Raw genomic sequence first — 17,265 nt, 5'->3', positions numbered from 1 at the left:
ATCCACCATGGCAACGACGCCCACCCGCGAAGACAAGTTCTCCTTCGGTCTCTGGACCATCGGCTACAACGGCTCCGACCCCTTCGGCGGCCCGACCCGTCCCGCGCTCGACGTGGTCGAGGCGGTCGAGAAGCTCGACGAGATCGGCGCCTACGGCCTGACCTTCCACGACGACGACCTGTTCGCCTTCGGCTCGACCGATGCCGAGCGCCAGACCCAGATCGACCGACTCAAGGGTGCCCTCGAGTCGACCGGGATCATCGTGCCGATGGTCACGACGAACCTGTTCTCGGCGCCCGTGTTCAAGGACGGCGGCTTCACCTCGAACGACCGTCAGGTCCGCCGGTTCGCGCTCCGCAAGGTGCTCCGCAACATCGACCTCGCCGCCGAGCTCGGCGCGAAGACGTTCGTGATGTGGGGCGGCCGCGAGGGCTCCGAGTACGACTCCGCGAAGGACGTGCAGGCGGCGCTCGAGCGCTACCGCGAAGCCGTCAACCTGCTCGCGCAGTACGTCACCGACAAGGGCTACGACATCCGCTTCGCGATCGAGCCGAAGCCGAACGAGCCCCGCGGCGACATCCTCCTGCCCACCCTCGGCCACGCGATCGCCTTCACCGAGACGCTCGAGCGTCCGGAACTGTTCGGCATCAACCCCGAGGTCGGCCACGAGCAGATGGCGGGGCTGAACTTCACCGCGGGCATCGCCCAGGCGCTGTACCAGGGCAAGCTCTTCCACATCGACCTCAACGGGCAGCGCGGCATCAAGTACGACCAGGACCTCGTGTTCGGCCACGGCGACCTGCAGAACGCGTTCTCGCTCGTCGACCTGCTCGAGCACGGCGCTCCCCAGGGTGGCCAGGCCTACGACGGTCCCCGCCACTTCGACTACAAGCCGTCGCGCACCGAGGACATCACGGGCGTGTGGGACTCGGCGAAGGCGAACATGCGCATGTACCTCCTCCTCAAGGAGCGCGCACAGGCCTTCCGTGCCGACCCGGAGGTGCAGGAGGCCCTCGCCGCCGCCAAGGTCGACGAGCTGAGCACCCCGACGCTGGACGCCGGCGAGTCGTACGACGACTTCCTCGCCGACCGCTCCGCCTTCGAGGACTTCGACGCCGACGCGTACTTCGGCGGCAAGGGCTTCGGCTTCGTGCGCCTGCAGCAGCTGGCGATCGAGCACCTCATGGGCGCTCGTGGCTGACGGCGTCGGCGAGCGCCGTCTCGTCGCCGGGGTCGACTCGTCGACCCAGTCCTGCAAGGTCACCATCCGTGACGCCGCCACCGGCGCGGTCGTCCGGGAGGGCCGAGCGGCCCACCCGGACGGCACGTCCGTCGACCCCCGCCACTGGTGGGACGCGCTCGGCGCCGCGATCGCGGACGCCGGCGGGTTCGACGACGTCGCCGCCGTCGCGGTCGCGGGGCAGCAGCACGGCATGGTCGCGCTCGACGCCGACGGTCGCGTGGTGCGCGACGCGCTCCTGTGGAACGACGTGCGCAGCGCGGACGCGGCGGCGCGGATGGTCGAGGAGCTCGGCCGGGAGGCATGGGTCGCCCGCACGGGCCTGGTCCCGGTGGCATCGTTCACCGGCACGAAGCTGCGGTGGCTCCGCGAGGCGGAGCCGGCGAACGCGGCGCGCGTCGCCGCCGTCGCGCTCCCCCACGACTGGCTGTCGTGGCGGCTGCGCGGCCACGGCCCGTCGGACGAGAGCCCGCTCGGGCCCGACCTCGACGCGCTCGCGACCGACGGCTCGGACGCCAGCGGCACGGCGTACTGGGACCCGGTGCGTCGCGAGTACGACACCGAGCTGTTCGAGGCCGCGCTCGGTCGTGGCCTGCGCGTCGCCGGCGGTGCACCGGGCACGGCTGCGGACGCGGTCGTGGTGCCGCGGGTGGTCGCGCCGGACGAGGCGATGGGGTCGCTCGCGGGCGACGTCGAGCTGCCGGGCGGCTCGGTCGCTCGGGCGGGTCTCGTCGTCGGCGCGGGACTGGGCGACAACGCCGGGGCAGCGCTCGGCCTCGGGCTGGGCCCGGGTGACGTCGCCGTGTCCCTCGGCACGAGCGGCACCGTCTTCGGGGTCACCGACACCGAGGTGACGGACCCGAGCGGGACCGTGGCGGGCTTCGCCGACGGGACCGGGTCGCGCCTCCCGATCGTCACGACGCTCAACGCGGCGCGCGTGCTCGAGGTGGTCGGCGGTCTCCTCGGCGTCGACCACGACGCCCTCGGCGAGCTGGCGCTGCAGGCGCCCGCCGGTGCCGACGGCCTCGTCCTGGTGCCGTACTTCGTCGGCGAGCGCACCCCGAACCGTCCGGACGCGACCGCTTCGCTCCTGGGCATGACGCCGGGGACGACGGACCGGGCGCACCTCGCCCGCGCCGCCGTCGAGGGGATGCTCTGCGCCCTCGCCGACGGCCTGGCTGCCGTCGAGGGCACGGGTGTCGAGGTCTCCCGGCTGCTGCTCATCGGCGGCGCCGCGAGGAACGAGGCCGTCCGGGCCGTCGCCGCACAGGTGTTCGGGCGCGACGTCGAGCTGCCGGAGCCCGGGGAGTACGTCGCCGCCGGTGCCGCTCGGCAGGCCGCGTGGGTGCTGACCGGTGCCCTGCCGTCGTGGAGCGTCGCCACCACGACGATCCCGGCGGACCCGCACCCCGAAGTCCTCGAGCGCTACCGATCGGCTGCTGCCTGACGTTCCGCGTCCACACCCGCCCCGCTCCGGTCCGCCGCAGCGGGGCGGGTGCCGTCAGGGGCCCGTCCAGTCCACCGTGACGACGAGGTACGCGGCGAGCGCGACCGAGCAGCACGCGATGGCGACCCGCAGGACGCCGTGCGGCACCCGTGCGGCGACCGTCGGACCGATCAGTCCACCGACGACCGCGCCCGCGCCGAGCGCCAGCGCCGCCGACCACACCACGTGCCCGGACACGGCGAACACCACGGCCGGCAGGAGGTCGGCCGCGAGCAGGAGCACGTTCTTCACCGCGTTCGCACGGGGCAGGCTCGGCTCGCCCGTGAGGAGCAGCACGGCGATCATCAGCACGCCGGACCCCGCGCCGAAGTACCCGTTGTAGAGACCGACCCCGGCGATGCTCGACGCGGCCGCTCCCGTCCCGGTCGGCGCTGTCGCTCCGGTCGGGGCGGACGGTCCTCGTCGTCGTCGATCGAGCACCGGCTGGAGCAGGAGCAGTGCGCCGCCCGCGAGCACCAGGAACGGGACGATCCGGTCGAACAGGTGCGCCGGGGTGACGACGAGGAGCACCGCACCGGCGAGCGACGCAGCGACGGTGAGCGGGAGCCATCGTCGGACCGTGGTGGGGTGGTCCCGGAGCTGCGACCGGGCACGGAAGGCGGAGCTCGCGCCGCTGCCGAGGAGCGCCACCGAGTTCGTGACGTTCGCGGCGAACGGCGGGATGCCGACCGCCAGGAGCGCCGGGTACGCCACGAGCGACGTGATGCCGCCGGCCGTGCCGATGACGCCCGCCACCACACCGGCGACGACGAGGACCGCGACCGTCAGCACGCTCCATGCTGACACGTCAGCGAGCGTCCGGTCAGGCGGACTGCTCGGTCCCGTAGACGGCCATGAGCATCGCGGCACCGAGTCGTGCGGTCCGGGCCGCCTGCGGAGACCGCTGCACGGCCGAGTCGACCCGTGCTCCCTCGACCAGCAGCACGATCGTCTGCGCCACGTGTGCGGGGAGCCCGGCACGCGAGCAGACCTGCGTCAGGTGCTGCTCGACCTGGCGCACGTGCGCTCGCGCGAGTTCGGCGACCTCGGGGTCCTGGCGGCCGATCTCGGCGTGGAGGTTGATGAACGCACACCCGTGCCAGTCCTCCGCGGCGAAGCACCGTTCGAGGTGGTCGAACACCGCGAGGACCTCGTCACGCGGGTCCTCGGACTCGTCGGCGATCCGCTCGAGGGCGGCGGTCCACGTCGCGTGCCACCGCTGGAGCACGGCGACGACGAGGTCGTGCTCCGTCGGGTAGGCGGCGACCACGACGGCGGGTTCGAGGCCGGCACGTCGGGCGACGTCCGCGGTCGACACCGGCACGACGCCGTGCTCGGAGAACAGGGCATCGGCGGCGTCGATCACGGCGTGCTGCACCTCGGTGGTGCTCCGCGCGGGGGTCAGGGTCGGGGAGGTCATCATTCCTTCGGGTCAGCCGGCGAAGAAGTCGGCGTACGACGGCTCCTGCACGGGACCGTCGTGGCCGTTCACCCGTGCCACCACCATGGCACGCAGCACTGCGGGGTGCGTCAGACCACGGCGGTGCCACTCGCGTGGGTCACGGCGCAGTTCCTCGAGCGACGGTGCAGCCATGCGGTTCACGCTCCCAGTCCGAGGACGACGGCGGCCGACGCCGCGACCGACACCGACACGATCCCGGTGCACACCGCGACCACGGCGAGCGCGCGCTGGCGGCGGGCCGCGCGGACCTCGCTGAACGGGCTCCGGTGGTGACGTCCGGAGACGGACACGGACAGGTGTGCGTTCTTCGGGCCGACCAGCAGGTCGGTGTCGGTGATCGTGGTCACGTCGGGTTCCTCGGGTCTTCCTCGGTACGGTGCCCCGGCGGTTCCGGGGGCTCTCTCGACCATGACGGTACGAATGCATCGATCGTCACGCACGCGGTGCGGGCGACGTCGTCGAAAGGTGGATGTCCGGGCGGGCTGCGGTGCCGTTCCGTGGACATCAGCAGCCGCGCAGGACCCGACGGCGTCGGTGCCGGGCCGTATCCTTGCCCGGACCCGGTGCTGCCCGCACGGAGCGTCGGCCGAGGGAGGAACGACCATGAGCATGGAAGGCGCGGCCTGGAGCTCGCTCTACAAGATCTCCACCGCGAAGGACGGGAAGCACGGGCTCTCCCGTGCCTCGCTGCGACGCATCATGACCTTCGCGGTGCCGTACCGGTGGAAGCTCGTCGTCTTCATCGCCCTGTCCGTCGTGGGGGCGTTCCTCGCGGTCGCGACACCGGTCCTCGCCGGACAGGTGGTCGACGTCATCGCTGCTCGTGGCGAGGTCGGCACGATCGTCCGGCTCGCCGTCGTCATCGCGCTCGTCGCCGTGGCCGACGCGGGAGCATCGCTGCTGACCCGCTGGTACTCGGCGCGCATCGGCGAGGGCGTGATCCTCGACCTCCGCACGGCCGTGTTCGACCACGTCCAGAAGATGCCGATCGCGTTCTTCACCCGGACACGGACCGGCGCACTCGTCAGTCGGCTCAACAACGACGTCATCGGCGCGCAGCAGGCGTTCAGCGGCACGCTGTCCGGCGTCGTCACGAACCTGGTGGCGCTCGTCCTCACCCTCGTGGTCATGCTCAGCACCTCGTGGCTCGTGACGGTCATCGCGGTCGTCATGCTGCCGCTCTTCCTCGTCCCGGCACGCCGGATGGGCACCCGTCTGGCCGCGCTCCGTCGTGAAGCCGCCGACCACAACTCCGCGATGAGCACCCAGATGACGGAGCGGTTCTCGGCACCGGGTGCCACCCTCGTCAAGCTGTTCGGCCGACCGGACGAGGAGTCCGAGGAGTTCCGGGTCCGCGCCGCACGCGTCCGGGACATCGGGGTCCGCACGGCGATGCTCCAGTTCGTGTTCGTCACGGCACTGACGCTCGTCGCCGCCCTCGCCCTCGCGCTCGTGTACGGCCTCGGCGGTGCGCTGGCGCTCGGCGGGCAGCTGAACACGGGTGACGTCGTGACGCTGGCGCTCCTGCTCACGCGACTCTACGTGCCGTTGACGAGCCTCGCGAACGCGCGGGTCGAGATCATGAGCGCCGTGGTGAGCTTCGAACGCGTCTTCGAGGTGCTCGACATCGTGCCGCTCATCCAGGAGAAGCCCGACGCGGTCACCGTGCCCGACGGTCCGGTCGCGGTGGAGTTCGACGACGTGCGGTTCGCGTACCCGTCCGCCGACAAGGTCTCCCTCGCCTCCCTGGAAGAGGTCTCGACGCTCGACACCCGCGGCGGGGACGAGGTGCTGCACGGCGTCTCGTTCCGGATCGAGCCCGGGCAGACCGTCGCCCTCGTCGGGACGTCGGGCGCCGGGAAGTCCACCATCGCGCAGCTGCTCTCGCGCCTGTACGACGTCGACAGCGGAGCGGTCCGGCTCGCGGGGACCGACGTCCGCGACGTCTCGTTCGCCTCGCTGCGCTCGACCATGGGCATGGTCACCCAGGACGGCCACCTCTTCCACGAGACGATCGGGTCGAACCTGCGTCTCGCCCGACCGGAGGCGACCGACGACGAGGTCTGGGACGCGGTCCGTCGCGCACGTCTGGAACCGCTCGTCCGGTCCCTCCCGGACCAGCTCGACACGATGGTCGGCGAGCGCGGGTACCGGTTGTCCGGCGGCGAACGCCAGCGGATGACCATCGCACGGCTCCTCCTCGCACAGCCCCGGGTCGTGATCCTCGACGAGGCGACGGCCGCGCTCGACTCGACGTCCGAGGCAGCCGTGCAGGCGGCGCTCGGCGAGGCGCTCGAGGCCCGGACGGCGCTCGTGATCGCGCACCGGCTCTCGACGATCCGGAGCGCCGACCAGATCCTCGTCGTCGAGGACGGCACGATCGTGGAGCGCGGGACGCACGAGGAGCTGCTGGCCGTGGGCGGCCGCTACGAGGAGCTGCACCGGACCCAGTTCGCGGTGCAGAAGGACGTAGCGCCCGACGAGCCGGCGTTGCGCGGGGTCTGAGCGGCGGTCCACGAGCCCAGGGGCCCCCGGACTGGGGTGCGCAGTCGACTGGCCGGTTTCGGCGCTCCGCGGACAGAACCCGGGCGGACGGGCAGGCTGCACCGGTACCCCCATGACCAACCCCACCCCCACCCGAGTCCAGGTCGATTCCCAGAGCGACGACCTCGACGTCGCGCGCGACCTCCTCGCGGAGGAGTACGCCGGCAGCGAGTGGCGGGCGGAGCGGACGGACGAGCCGTTCGGCTTCCGGTTCCGGGCCGTCGGCGACGCAGCGATGACGATCCGCACGATCCGGTTCGACGGTCACCTGTCCGGCACGATGTCCCGGTCCGACGACCACATCGTGCAGTGGACGACCCGCGGACGTGCGACGATCACGCCGCCGGGCGAGGAACCGATCGTCATGGAGGCGAACCGACCGCAGCTCTGGCCACACGACGGTGCGGCGTTCGACTACCGCGACTACGACCAGCGACTCGTCCAGGTGAACCACTCGGCGCTCCGCGAGGTCGCCGGCGAGCGGGGATCGGACCCGGACTCGCTGCAGCTCGACCACCGGGTGCGTCCCGACGACCGGGCACTGCAGGTGTGGCGGAACGCGGTGCAGCTCATCTCGCACACGGTGCTCGACGGCAAGGCCTCGCCGCTGCTGCAGGCGGAGATGGGTCGGCTCGGTGCGCTGGCGCTGCTGGAGCTCTACCCCGTGGTGTCGGCGACACTGCCGGACGAGCTGCTGCTCCCCCGCAACGCGCACGTGCGTCGAGCGGTCGAGTACGTCCACGAGCACTGCCACCTGCCGATCACGAGCACCGACCTCGCACGGGTGGCGTCGCTGAGCCTCCGGGCGCTGCAGCACGCGTTCCAGCGGACGTTCGACTGCTCGCCGAACGCCTACATCCGCCGGGTGCGCCTCGACCGCGTCCGGGACGAACTGCTCCGCGGTGACCCGGCGACCACGAGCATCGCCGACGTCGCGAAGCACTGGGGGTTCGGGCACGCCGGGCGGTTCTCGGCCTCGTACCTGCAGCAGCACGGCGAGTACCCGCGCGAGACGCTCCGCCGCGTCGCCTGACGCGTTCCGCACCGCTGTGCAACCGGCGGCACCCCGGACCACGAGGCAGCGTGGTCCAGGGTGCCTCCGGTCGTGCGGATGCGAGCAGCCGCAGCTCAGCCCGCCGCCGCGGTCACCACCCGCCGGTCGGTCGGCAGCACCTCGCGCACCGGTCCGGTGACGCGCACCACCGCGCGGTCCGTCGCCGACCCGGGCACGGGAGCCGGCCCCGCCCCGCGACCGACCGCGACGATCCCGTCGGCTTGGACCGTGCCTCCCGGTCGGGACGCCCCGGCGTGCGACGCGACCCACACCTCGACGTCCCCCGGCTCGACGACCCGTCGCATCGCGCGGTCGGTGAAGCCGAACCGCTGCACCGGCACGTCGAACCGCACCTGCACCGTTCCCCCGGCGGGCACGGCGACGCGGGTGTAGCCGAGCAGCTGCACGAGCGGTCGGGTGACCGACGCGGTGACGTCGTGGCCGTACAGCTGCACGACCTCCTCGCCGTCGCGGTCGCCGGTGTTGCGGACGGTCACCCGGACGCAGAACGCACCCGAGGTCGGGACGGACTGGTCGACGACGAGGTCCTCGTACGCGAAGGTCGTGTACCCGAGGCCGAAGCCGAAGGGCCGCACGGGCGTCGAGTCCGCCGCGGTGACGTCGGACGGCCCGCCGAGCTTCGGATGCAGGTACGTGTACGGCTGCGCTCCGGCGGATCGGGGCAGGGTGACCGGCAGCCGGCCGGACGGGGAGGTCGCCCCCGTCAGCAGGTTGGCGATCGCGGTGCCGCCCGCCTCGCCGGGGAAGAACGCCTGGACGACCGCGGCCGGTCGAGGTCCTCCTCCGTCGAGCGCCCACCCGATCGCGTACGGTCGGCCGGTCAGGAGCACCATGACGGTCGGCGTGCCGGTGGCGACCACGGCCTCGACGAGCTCGCGCTGCACGCCGGGCAGGTCGAGCGACTCGGTGTCGTTGCCCTCCCCGACCGTGCCACGCCCGAAGAGTCCGGCCTGGTCACCGACCACGACGACCGCCACGTCCGAGGCCCGTGCCACGGCGACCGCGTCCGCGATGCCCGAGCGGTCCTCGCCCGTGACCGAGCAGCCCGTGGCGAACCGCACGGCTGCGGAGCCGAGCGTGTCGGCGAGGGCCTCGCGCACGGTGGGGATCGCGAACCCGAGGGGCAGGTCCGGGTGGGCGGCGAGCACGTGGTTCGCGAAGGAGTAGCAGCCCTGCAGGGCCGCGGCTCGGTCGGCGTTCGGGCCGATGACCGCCACCGAGGCGCCTGCGGGGAGCGGGAGGACGGGTGCCGCCCCCACGCGTTCGTTCGCGAGCAGGACGAGCGACCGCGCCGCGAGCGTCCGGGCCAGCGAACGGTGCCGCGGCGTGTCCAGGTCGATGCCGGTCGGGGCGTCGTCCTCGAACGCGTCGGGGTCGAGCAGGCCGAGCCGCTCCTTCTGCCGGAGGACCCGGAGCACCGCGCGGTCGACGAGCGCCTCGTCCACCGCGCCGGACCGGACGCGGTCCACGAGCGGCCCGAGGTACGCGTCCCCGGTCGGCAGCTCGACGTCGATCCCGGCCGCCAGGGCGAGCGCCGCGGCCTCACCGCGGTCGGCCGCGACGCCGTGCATGACCTCGAGGAACGCGACCGAGAAGTAGTCGGCGACGACGGTGCCGTCGAAGCCGAGCCGGTCCCGCAGCAGGTCGGTGAGGAGCGCCGGGTCCGAGGCGACCGGCACCCCGTCGACCTCGGCGTAGGAGTTCATGACCGACCGGGCGCCGCCGTCTCGCAGCGCCATCTCGAACGGCGGCAGCGACACGTCCGCGACCTCGCGCGGTCCGGCGTGCACGGGCGCGTGGTTCCGTCCCGCCTGCGACGCCGAGTACCCGAGGAAGTGCTTCAGGGTCGCGTCGACCCCGGCGGCCTGCAGGCCACGCACGTAGGCCGTGCCGACCGTGCCGACGAGGTAGGGGTCCTCGCCGATGCACTCGTCGACCCGCCCCCAGCGCGGGTCCCGGACGACGTCGAGGACGGGAGCGAGGCCCTGGTGCACGCCGAGCTCGCGCATCGACTCCCCGATCGCCGTCCCGACCTGCTCGACGAGCTCGGGGTCGAACGCCGCACCCCACGCGAGCGGGGTCGGGAAGGTCGCGGCCTTCCACGCGGCGAGACCGGTCAGGCACTCCTCGTGCACGAGGGCGGGGATCCCGAGACGGGTCTCGCGCTTGAGGCGACGCTGCTCCGCCCACAGCCACGCCGCGCGCTCGTCCGGTTCGACGGGACGGGTGCCGTAGACGCGGGTGAACTGGCCGATCCCGTGCCGCGTGATCTCCGCGAGCGTGGTGCCGTCCTGTGCGGCGGCCATCTCGCCCTGCATGGGCGCGACGACGCCGTTCTGGTCGAGCCAGTAGCCGACGAGCTGCGCCGTCTTCTCCTCGAGCGTCATCGCGGCGAGCAGGGCGGTCGCGCGGTCCGGCCCGGCCGCGTCGGTCAGGTCGGTCGGTTCGGACCGGAGGCGCGGTGCGGGCCCGCCGCGTCCCTCCGGTCCGTCACCGTCGGCCGTGGCGACGGGCGTCGTCGACGCGGGTCGCGCCTCCAGACCGTCCGTCGCCGCCGCGCCGTCCGTCGCCCCAGCGCCGTCCGTCGTTGCTGTCGTCGGGCCGAGCGTGCTCACCCCTTCACCGCCCCGGTGAGGCCGCCGACGATGCGCTTCTGGAAGATCGCGAAGAACACCAGCGCCGGGATCATCGAGAGCGAGGTGAACGCGAGCACCCGCGCCGTGTCGACCGAGTACTGCGACGCGAACGCCTGGACCCCGAGGGGCAGGGTGTAGGTCGACGCGTCGTTGAGGATGAACAGCGGCAGGAGGTAGCTGTTCCAGCTGCCGATGAAGGCGAGGATGCCGACCGTCACGACGCCCGGCAGGGACAGCGGGACGACCATGCGGAAGAAGAACCCGATCCGGCTCGCGCCGTCGATGGCGGCGGCCTCCTCGAGCTCGTCGGGGATCGCCCGGAGGAACGGCACGAGGATGATGACCGTCGTCGGCAGTGCGAACGCGATCTGGGGCAGGATCACCCCGGCGAGGTTGTTCGTGAGGCCGAGGTCCTTCACGAGGATGTAGAGCGGCGTGATCGCGACCGTGATCGGGAACATGAGGCCGGCGGCGAAGAGCGAGTAGAGCGCCTCGCGACCGCGGAACCGGTACCGGGCGAGGACGAAGCTCACCATCAGCCCGAGCACCACGACGCCGACGGTCGTCGTGACGCCCGCGATCACCGAGTTGCCGAGCTGCTGCCAGAACACCCCGCTCGTCAGGACGTTGACGTAGTTGCCGATCTGCCACGGGTTCGGCAGGCCGGCGGGGCTCGCGGTGATCTGCGAGTTCGTGCGGAACCCGCCCAGCACGATGTACGCGACCGGGCCGACGCACACGGCGATGAACAGCAGCGCGATGAAGTACGTGCCGAGGTTGCGCTCGCGCTTGACGGGACGGCTGTCGTGCGGCCGCCGCTTCGGCGCGACGATGGAGGCGGTGGCGGTCATCGGTCGCCCTTCTCGGTCAGGGCGCCGGCGGTGTCGCGGCGCAGGACGAACCGCTGGTAGACGAGGGCGACGACCAGCGAGATGAGGAAGATGACCACGGCGACGGCGTTGCCGTACCCGTAGTTGCCGGAGAGGCGCCCGTTGCCGACCATGTAGGTCGCCATCGTCGAGGTGCCGGCGGTCGAGGCGATGTACTGGCCCCAGATGATGTAGACGAGGTCGAACAGCTGGAGCGACCCGATGATCGACAGGAACGCCCAGATGCGCAGCGTCGGGCCCAGGAGCGGCAGGGTGATGCGCCGCTGGATCTGCCAGTAGCTCGCACCGTCGAGCTGGGCGGCCTCGAACAGCTCCTCCGGGATGCTCTGCAGCCCGGCGAGGAACAGGATCACCGCGAAGCCGATGTACTTCCACGAGATGATCCCGAGCAGGGTCCAGATCGCGATGTCCGGGTTCGAGAGCCAGTCGTTGCGCAGGAACCCGAGGCCGAGCGACTGCAGCAGGTCGTTCACCGCGCCGCTCGACTGGAGCATGAGGCTCCACCCGGTGCCGACGATGACCTCGGAGATGACGTAGGGCAGGAAGATCAGCACGCGGATGAGTCCGCGGCCGCGGATGCGCTGGTTGAGCAGCAGCGCGAGGATGATCGCGATCGGTCCCTGCACGAGGAGCGAGCCGACGACGATGAAGAGGTTGTGCCAGAGCACGGCCCGGAAGTCCGGGTCGGTGAAGATGACCTTGTAGTTCTGCAGCCCCACGAAGTCGACGGGGGCACCGTAGCCCTGCCACTTGTAGAAGCCGTAGTAGGCGGCGAGCACGACGGGCAGGATGACGAACCCGACGAACATGATGACCGCGGGGCCCGCGAGGACGGCGATCTCGACCCGGGTTCGGACGTCGGTGCCCTTGCGGACCCGGCGGGCCGGGGCCGACGGCGTACCGTCGGCCCCGCCCGTGCGACGCCCCGTCCCGGACCGCGCCTCGTTCGAGCGCGGTGCGACGGAGGTGGTCATGCGTCAGCCCTTCGCTGCGGCCTGGTTGACGGTCGACACGATGTCCGAGACGGACCCCTTGCCGGCGAGGAGGTTGACGACGCTGGTGTTGAGCGCGTTGCCGACGTTCTGGCCGTAGAGCGTGTCGAGGTAGTTCGAGACGAACGGGGCGTCGTTGTACGCCTTGAGCACGGTCTTCAGGTACGGCTCGGTGACGACCGACTGGGCCGACTGGTTCGCCGGGATCGAGTTGAACGCCTTGTAGTAGTTCTCCTGCACGGTCTTCTGGGTCACGAAGTTGAGGAAGTCGGTGCACGCCTTCTTCGGGGCCTGCGCCGAGCAGGACAGCCCGCCGACGGCGCCCATCATCGAGCCTGCTTCCCCCTTGCCGCCGGAGACCTCGGGGAACGGGAAGAAGCCGAGGTCGGACAGCGGCTTGCCGTCCGGGGTGAGCGAGGAGATCACGCCCGGGTCCCAGGCACCCATGAGCTCCATGGCGGCCTTGTGGTTCGCGATGAGACCGGCCGAGCTGCCGGCGCCCTGCTGCGCCGACGTGGTCAGGAAGCCGTCGTTGAAGGGCTTCGTGTCGAAGAACGCCTTCGTGTCCTCACCGGCCTGCTTCCAGCACGCGTTGTCGAACTTGAGGTCCTGCGCGGTCTTCGTGAGGACGCTCGACGAGCAGGCGCGGAGCGCGAAGTTGTAGTACCAGTGCGCGGCCGGCCAGGCGTCCTTCGCCCCCACCGCGACGGGCTGGATGTCCTTGTCCTTGAGCTTCTGGATGTCGGCGTTCAGCTCGTCGATCGTGGTCGGGGTGCCGGAGATGCCGGCCTTCGCGAACAGGTCCTTGCTGTACCAGATGCCCTCGGGGTCGACGTTGGTCGGCATCGCCCACGTCTTGCCGTTGAGCTCGAAGGCCTTGAAGGAGCCCTTGCTGATCTCGCTCTTCGCGTTCGAACCGATCGAGTCGGAGATGTCCATGACCTGGCCGGCGTTGACCATCGCGGCCATCTTGCCGCCGCCGCGCTGCATGAAGACGTCCGGGGCGGAGTTCGAGTTGAGGGCGGTCTGGAGCTTGCCGTCCAGGTCCTCGTTCTGGATCGCCTGGATCTTGATGGTGACGTTCGGGTTCTTCGCCTCGAAGTCCTTGACCGTCGTGTCCCAGAACGCCTTGCCCGGGCCGGTGGTCGAGTTGTGCCAGAAGGTCATCGTGACCTTCCCGCCGTCGCTCGACGCGTCGCTGCCGGCTGAACAGCCAGCGGCGGTCAGTGCTGTCGCCCCGATCAGCGCGATGGCTGCCGCGGCACGGATCTTCCTCGTCATCGTGGAACTCCTGTTGTGTCGTCGTTGACTCGCAGCGACATCGACTGCCGCCTCTGCGGAGAGCGTGCCAGGGCGCGACCGGGCTTGTCAATCGTTATCGATAACGTTTTCTTTACCGTCGCGAACGCTCAGCGGCGGTACGGTGTGCAGATGGACACGGCGATCGGCGCACGCCCCGGCGCCGGCCGGGTCACCATCGCGGACGTCGCGCGCGCCGCCGGCGTGTCGATCCCGACCGTGTCGAAGGTCATCAACCAGCGTGACGGTGTCGCGCAGGGCACGATCCGCCGCGTGCAGGAGGTCGTCGAGCAGCTCGGGTACGAGACCTCGCTCGTCGCGCGGAGCCTCCGGAGCTCGCGCACGGGGGTCGTCGGGATCCTCGTGACCGAGTTCGAGCCGTTCTCCACCGAGCTGCTGCGCGGGGTCTCCGGGGCGACGACGGGCACGGGCTACGAACTCCTCGCCTACGCCGGGCTCGTCACCGGTGCCGAGCAGAAGGGCTGGGAACGCCGGTCACTCTCCCGCCTGTCCGGCACGCTCATCGACGGGGCGATCGTCGTCACCCCGAGCACCGCGCTCTCGGCATCGTCGATCCCCGTCGTCGCGATCGACCCGCACACCGGGCCGGAGGGCCACGCCACGGTCGACTCCGACAACGAGGGCGGAGCGGCCCAGGCGGTCGAGCACCTCGTGTCGCTCGGACACACGCGGATCGCGCACCTCCGCGGGCGGCCGGACCTAGCGTCGGCCCAGCTCCGCGAGGCCGGGTACCGACGGGCGCTCGTCGCCGCCGGGCTGACCGTGGACAAGTCGCTCGTGCGGGACGGCGGCTACCAGGAGGACCGGTCCGCCGAGGTCGCCCTCGAGCTGCTCTCCGGACCGGACCGTCCGACCGCGGTGTTCGCCGCGAACGACTCCTCGGCCGTCGGTGTCCTGCGCTCGGCCGCGGCGCTCGGACTCCGAGTGCCCGAGGACCTCTCGGTGGTCGGGTTCGACGACGTCCCGCAGGCCGCGACGACGACCCCGCCGCTCACGACGGTCGCACAGCCGCTGGTCGAGCTCGGTTCGCGTGCGGTGGAGATGCTGCTCGCGATGCTCCGCGGCGAGCAGACGTCCGACCACGTGCGGCTCCCGACGACGCTGCGGGTCCGGCAGAGCACCGGGTCGGCACCCACCCGCTGACGCTGCCCGCTCCGCGGCCGCCGGTCAGTGGCGACGGCGCCGGAGCGTCTCCGACGGCAGCTCGCCGAACGTGTCCGCGTAGTACCCCGCGAAGCGGCCCAGGTGTCCGAAGCCCCAGGCGCCCGCGACCTCCGCGACCGTCGTCTCGGCCGCGTCGCCCGCGACGAGCTGGGCCCGGACCCGGTGGAGCCGCACCTGGCGGAGGAACGCCATCGGACTCGTGCCGGCGTGGCGCTGGAAGGTGGCCTGCAGGCTCCGTGCGTTGATGCCCGTGGCCCGGCTGACGTCGGTGCTCGTGATCGGTCGGTGCGCGTTCGCGACCATCCACTCCTGGGCGAACCGCATCGACGCCGGGCCCTCGTGGAGCGACAGGTCCAACGTCGGCGTCACGTCGAACGCCTCGACCACCGCCTCGGCGACGAGCATGTTCACGGCGGCGCGTCGGCCCCGCGGCGTGTCGGGCCGCAGGAGTTCCGGCGCCGCCGCGGCGATGACGGACCGCAGGTGGTCGGATTCGCCGGGGGCGGCCGTCACCGAGAACCGCAGCGGACCCGGGACGGCTCGACGCTGCGCCGCGGCCACCGACTCGAGGAACGCGGCGTCGAAGCGCACGGTGTGCAGGGTGGTCGGCTGCCCGTCGAAGGCCACGTCGCGGCCGGACGGCCACATCACCGGGACGCCTGGCTCCATCACGATCGGATCGCGGCCGGCGGTGTCGACGGCGAGGCCGGGCCGGGTGGTCCAGGCGAGCACGTAGCTCGGTGCCTGTCCGATCGTCCCCCACCGCGGCGCCTGGACCGAACTCGTCCCCACGACGACCTCGTCGTCACCGACCGCGCGGAAGCGCCAGGTGAACCGACCGGCACCAGCCCGACCGACGCTGATGTCCTGGCTCGAGTAGACACGCTCGTAGAACGCGACCGCCTCGTCGATGTCGAGTCCGTGGCGGTCGACGTGGATGAGGGGTTGTGCGTCCGTCGTCATGCACCGCCCATTCTGTCGGCACGGTCCGTCCCCCGAATGCGACTGCGCACTGCGGACATTCCCGGCCTCGAGGAGTTTGCTCCGACGGGTGAAGTACGTGGTGTACGGGGACAACAGGGTGATGACCGGCGACGCGATCGCGGATGCGGTGCTGGCGTACGCGGCGGCTCTCGGCGAGAACGGGACGACCGACATCGTCGAGATCCCGACCGCCGACGACAGCGGCACGGCGGTCAACGCGGAACTGCTGCTCGGACCGGCGTCGCAGGTGATGGTCGAGACGGCCCCCGACGACGAGCTCGAGCCGGAGGACGACGACCTCGTCAACGAGCTCGTGCGCCGGACGGCGGCGGTGGGCGGCGGACGGTTCGTCGACGCGGCCTCCTCGCACTCCGAGGAGCCCGAGGCCAAGCGCCTCCGGACGGACCCGCCGCGCACCTGAGCCGCCCCTGCCACGCACAGACCGCGGGAGGCTCGAGTCAGCGCCGGAGCGTCTGCTTCGGGTACTCGCCGAAGCGCTCCGCGTACGCCGCCGAGAACCGCCCGAGGTGCGCGAACCCCCACCGCCGGGCGACGTCGCCGACCGCCCCGACCTGCGGATCGAGCGCCAGGAGCTCCTCGTGCACGCGGTCGAGCCGGACCTGACGGAGGTACGTCAGCGGCGAGACGTCGAACACCCGACGGAACGACTCCTGCACCGACCGCACGCTGAGTCCGGCGACCGCCGACAGCTCGGCCACGGTGACCTCCTCGGCCGCGTGTGCGTGGATGTGCTCGACGGCGGCACGGAGCCGTGCGTTCTTCGGCAGCCCGAGGACGGCCGGCAGCTGGTCGAGGTGCGGCGGGAACATCTCGAGGAACACCCGGGCGGCGGACTCCTTCGCGGTGCGCCAGGCGTCGCTGTCGGGTCCGGCGGCCCGGAGCGCCCGGGTGAGGCCGGTGATCGCGACACGCCAGGACCGCACGGCCTCGGGTACCGGTTCGAGGAGGTGGTCGAACCGCAGGGGTCGGTCACCGAGGTCGAGGTGCTGCGCCGCCACCCGCTCGACGAAGCCCCGGTCGAAGTGCACCAGGCGCTGGTCGTAGTCGGACGCGGCGAACGTGTACGTCTTGTCGGTCGGGTACAGCACCGGCACGTCCGGCCGCATCTCGACGGCCTCGCCGGTCAGGTCGAGCTCGGTGTACCCCTCGGTGAGCCACCCGACGACGTACTCGTCCGACGGTGCCATCGGCCCCCGGATCGCGCCGGTCAACTGCGAGCGCCGGACGGAGACCTCGCTGTCGCCGACGACGGTGTACCGGTACGAGAACCCACGCTCTCCGCCGCGAGCGATCCAGCCGTCGCCACCGTAGACGCCGCCGAGGTCGCGAACGGCGGCGGCAGGCTCGTCGCCGGCCAGCTCGAACCGCACGGCCTCGACGGGCTGGTCCTCGAGGAAGGCTTCGCTCACCGGGTCACCCCCGCTGAGGATCGGGTTGTCCCCGATGCGCAA

The 17,265-nt window shown here is 71.8% G+C and carries 16 protein-coding genes; 6 read left to right on the top strand and 10 right to left on the bottom strand.

The window, feature by feature from the left end:
* Positions 1-7: 7 nt before the first annotated feature.
* Both xylA and ABC270_RS05515 read left to right on the top strand, forming a co-directional pair.
* Positions 8-1,201 (top strand): xylose isomerase, encoded by a 1,194-nt coding sequence (gene xylA, locus ABC270_RS05520; RefSeq protein WP_412879861.1) that lies wholly within the window; start codon positions 8-10, stop codon positions 1,199-1,201.
* A complete protein-coding gene (locus ABC270_RS05515; protein ID WP_412879860.1) occupies positions 1,194-2,687 on the top strand; it encodes an FGGY family carbohydrate kinase in 1,494 nt (497 codons plus the stop codon). Before xylA ends, ABC270_RS05515 begins: the two co-directional genes overlap by 8 nt.
* 54 nt (positions 2,688-2,741) lie before the next feature.
* Here ABC270_RS05515 and ABC270_RS05510 read toward each other — a convergent pair whose 3' ends face one another.
* The 4 genes from ABC270_RS05510 to ABC270_RS05495 are packed head-to-tail and all read right to left on the bottom strand — an operon-like array spanning position 2,742 to position 4,535.
* Positions 2,742-3,533, bottom strand: coding sequence for a sulfite exporter TauE/SafE family protein (locus ABC270_RS05510; RefSeq protein WP_412879859.1), 792 nt, complete (start codon positions 3,531-3,533; stop codon positions 2,742-2,744).
* A gap of 16 nt (positions 3,534-3,549) precedes the next feature.
* Complete coding sequence (locus tag ABC270_RS05505; RefSeq protein WP_412879858.1) at positions 3,550-4,146, bottom strand: TetR/AcrR family transcriptional regulator; 597 nt, start codon at positions 4,144-4,146, stop codon at positions 3,550-3,552.
* Positions 4,147-4,158: 12 nt separating this feature from the next.
* The gene (locus tag ABC270_RS05500) at positions 4,159-4,320 is read right to left on the bottom strand and encodes a hypothetical protein (protein WP_412879857.1); all 162 of its coding nucleotides are present in this window, start codon (positions 4,318-4,320) and stop codon (positions 4,159-4,161) included.
* A 5-nt stretch (positions 4,321-4,325) separates the two neighbouring features.
* Positions 4,326-4,535 (bottom strand): hypothetical protein, encoded by a 210-nt coding sequence (locus ABC270_RS05495; protein WP_412879856.1) that lies wholly within the window; start codon positions 4,533-4,535, stop codon positions 4,326-4,328.
* 256 nt (positions 4,536-4,791) lie between these two features.
* On the opposite strand from ABC270_RS05495, the gene ABC270_RS05490 reads away from it, so the two are divergent.
* Positions 4,792-6,693, top strand: a complete 1,902-nt coding sequence (locus ABC270_RS05490) for an ABC transporter ATP-binding protein (RefSeq protein WP_412879855.1) — start codon at positions 4,792-4,794, stop codon at positions 6,691-6,693.
* Between the two features lie 112 nt (positions 6,694-6,805).
* Complete coding sequence (locus tag ABC270_RS05485; protein WP_412879854.1) at positions 6,806-7,765, top strand: AraC family transcriptional regulator; 960 nt, start codon at positions 6,806-6,808, stop codon at positions 7,763-7,765.
* 95 nt (positions 7,766-7,860) lie between these two features.
* Here the strand turns inward: ABC270_RS05485 and ABC270_RS05480 are convergent, their stop codons facing one another.
* From ABC270_RS05480 to ABC270_RS05465, 4 genes are all read right to left on the bottom strand, one after another.
* Positions 7,861-10,194, bottom strand: a complete 2,334-nt coding sequence (locus ABC270_RS05480; protein ID WP_412882040.1) for a beta-xylosidase/alpha-l-arabinosidase — start codon at positions 10,192-10,194, stop codon at positions 7,861-7,863.
* Positions 10,195-10,418: 224 nt separating this feature from the next.
* Positions 10,419-11,294, bottom strand: coding sequence for a carbohydrate ABC transporter permease (locus tag ABC270_RS05475; protein ID WP_058726899.1), 876 nt, complete (start codon positions 11,292-11,294; stop codon positions 10,419-10,421).
* Positions 11,291-12,307: a carbohydrate ABC transporter permease gene (locus ABC270_RS05470; protein WP_412879853.1), complete on the bottom strand. Its 1,017-nt coding sequence runs from the start codon at positions 12,305-12,307 to the stop codon at positions 11,291-11,293. Before ABC270_RS05470 ends, ABC270_RS05475 begins: the two co-directional genes overlap by 4 nt.
* Before the next feature lie 3 nt (positions 12,308-12,310).
* Positions 12,311-13,606 (bottom strand): ABC transporter substrate-binding protein, encoded by a 1,296-nt coding sequence (locus ABC270_RS05465; protein ID WP_412879852.1) that lies wholly within the window; start codon positions 13,604-13,606, stop codon positions 12,311-12,313.
* Positions 13,607-13,756: 150 nt separating this feature from the next.
* Between ABC270_RS05465 and ABC270_RS05460 the strand changes: the two genes are divergently transcribed.
* The gene (locus ABC270_RS05460) at positions 13,757-14,788 is read left to right on the top strand and encodes a LacI family DNA-binding transcriptional regulator (RefSeq protein ID WP_412879851.1); all 1,032 of its coding nucleotides are present in this window, start codon (positions 13,757-13,759) and stop codon (positions 14,786-14,788) included.
* Positions 14,789-14,812: 24 nt separating this feature from the next.
* Here ABC270_RS05460 and ABC270_RS05455 read toward each other — a convergent pair whose 3' ends face one another.
* Positions 14,813-15,772, bottom strand: a complete 960-nt coding sequence (locus ABC270_RS05455; RefSeq protein ID WP_412879850.1) for an AraC family transcriptional regulator — start codon at positions 15,770-15,772, stop codon at positions 14,813-14,815.
* 88 nt (positions 15,773-15,860) lie between these two features.
* Here ABC270_RS05455 and ABC270_RS05450 point away from each other — a divergent pair, with 88 nt between their 5' ends.
* A complete protein-coding gene (locus ABC270_RS05450; RefSeq protein WP_412879849.1) occupies positions 15,861-16,214 on the top strand; it encodes a hypothetical protein in 354 nt (117 codons plus the stop codon).
* 37 nt (positions 16,215-16,251) lie between these two features.
* Here ABC270_RS05450 and ABC270_RS05445 read toward each other — a convergent pair whose 3' ends face one another.
* Positions 16,252-17,265, bottom strand: coding sequence for an AraC family transcriptional regulator (locus ABC270_RS05445; RefSeq protein ID WP_412879848.1), 1,014 nt, complete (start codon positions 17,263-17,265; stop codon positions 16,252-16,254).

The organism is Curtobacterium phoenicis, from assembly GCF_047238015.1.
Lineage (GTDB): Bacteria > Actinomycetota > Actinomycetes > Actinomycetales > Microbacteriaceae > Curtobacterium.
This window is presented reverse-complemented; position numbering and strand designations above follow the sequence as displayed.